The organism is Armatimonas sp. (assembly GCF_031410135.1).
Classification (GTDB): domain Bacteria; phylum Armatimonadota; class Armatimonadia; order Armatimonadales; family Armatimonadaceae; genus Armatimonas.
Genome location: NZ_JANNYP010000122.1, coordinates 1 through 1,340, shown reverse-complemented (window position 1 = coordinate 1,340; position 1,340 = coordinate 1). Strand labels below are relative to the sequence as shown.

The window sequence follows — 1,340 nt, the reverse complement described above, 5'->3', positions numbered from 1 at the left end:
TGGCCTGTACCCCTGATTTGGTCCATCGAGTGAGTTAGTCTTCGTTGGTCGTTGTGGGTTTCCCCGGCGGCGAAGCCGCCTCGTTCTTCGTTTCCGTTTCTGGTTGGGTATCTGGTCGTTCTTGGTTTTGGTCGTTCCAATCCTGGTGGTACTCTTCGGGTGTCATGTAGTCCAGGCTGGAATGGATTCGTTCCTGATTGTACCAAAGGCGATGACTTGCCAGGCGCTGGCGAATCTCGGTCAGAGTTGCGAAGGTTTCTCTATTGAGCAGCTCGTCGCGCAGATGACTGTGAAAGCTCTCAATAAAACCATTTTGCCAGGGACTGCCCGGGTCAATGAAATAGGAAGTGACTCCTGCTTGCTCTAAGAGCGCTCTGAGTTCATGGGCGATGAACTCACCTCCATTGTCGCTTCGGAGGAACTCTGGTGCTCCTCTGCGTGCAAAGAGCGGCAAGATTGTTCGCATCACCAGCGCGGCTGATGTGGTTGCTCCCGCCACGACTTCGAGCCATTCGCGCGTAAACTCATCGAGAATATTGAGGATTTTGACCTTTTTGCCTCCTATGAGTGCATCGTCTTGAAAGTCGAGCGTCCACACGTGATTAGGATACTCGGCTTTGCAGGGCACTGTCGCTCCCGTACGAATCGTCTTCTTGCGACGTGTCTTTCTGACCAATAGTCCGTTTTGCCGCATGACTCTCTGAATGCGTTTTCGATTTACGGGCTCGTCTGGTTTTAGTCCCTTCTTCTCTTGCCTTTTGCGTTCTCGTTGGAGTTGCCCGTCCACTCGTCTAACTCCGAAGCGCGGAGCTTTGGTGTGAATGGCTCGTATTCTCTCCAGGAGCTGAGTGTCGTCGTGTTCTTTTGCTTGGTAGCGCACCGTGGATCTGCCGACTTTGAGCAGTGAGCAGGCCCGTCTTTGAGAGATTCCCTTCTCTTGTGCGTAGCGTATGGCATCTCGTTTCTCCTGGAGAGGTTGTGGTGCGCTCATTATTTTTTTCCCAGGAGTTCCTTGAGAATATCGATTTCCAGGTCTCTTTCGGCCAGTAGTCGCTTGAGTCTTACGTTCTCTTTTTCGATCTCCCGGTTCTTGGCTAGATCAGCGGGTGTCGCTCCTGCGAATCGCTTCCTCCATCTATAGAAGGTGTTCGGGCTGAGGTTATGCTCCTGGCAAATTTCAGCGATTGTTTTCTCTGCTCGCTCTGCCTGCTGGAGTATTGCGAGTATCTGTTGGTCGTTGTATTGACCTTGTTTCACGGTTGGTTCTCCCGAGGCGGGCAAGCCCGCCTCTGGTCAGGATACCAACTCAGTCACTGGACCAGTTTTCGGGGGGCAGCGCA

General features: G+C 52.7%; 2 protein-coding genes. Both read right to left on the bottom strand.

The window, feature by feature from the left end; genetic code table 11:
* Nucleotides 1-34 precede the first annotated feature (34 nt).
* Complete coding sequence (locus tag RMO15_RS04570) at nt 35-991, bottom strand: IS3 family transposase (protein WP_309708420.1); 957 nt, start codon at nt 989-991, stop codon at nt 35-37.
* Entirely contained in the window at nt 991-1,257 is a 267-nt protein-coding gene (locus tag RMO15_RS04565; protein WP_309708418.1) for a transposase, read from the bottom strand. Before RMO15_RS04565 ends, RMO15_RS04570 begins: the two co-directional genes overlap by 1 nt.
* Nucleotides 1,258-1,340: the final 83 nt, after the last annotated feature.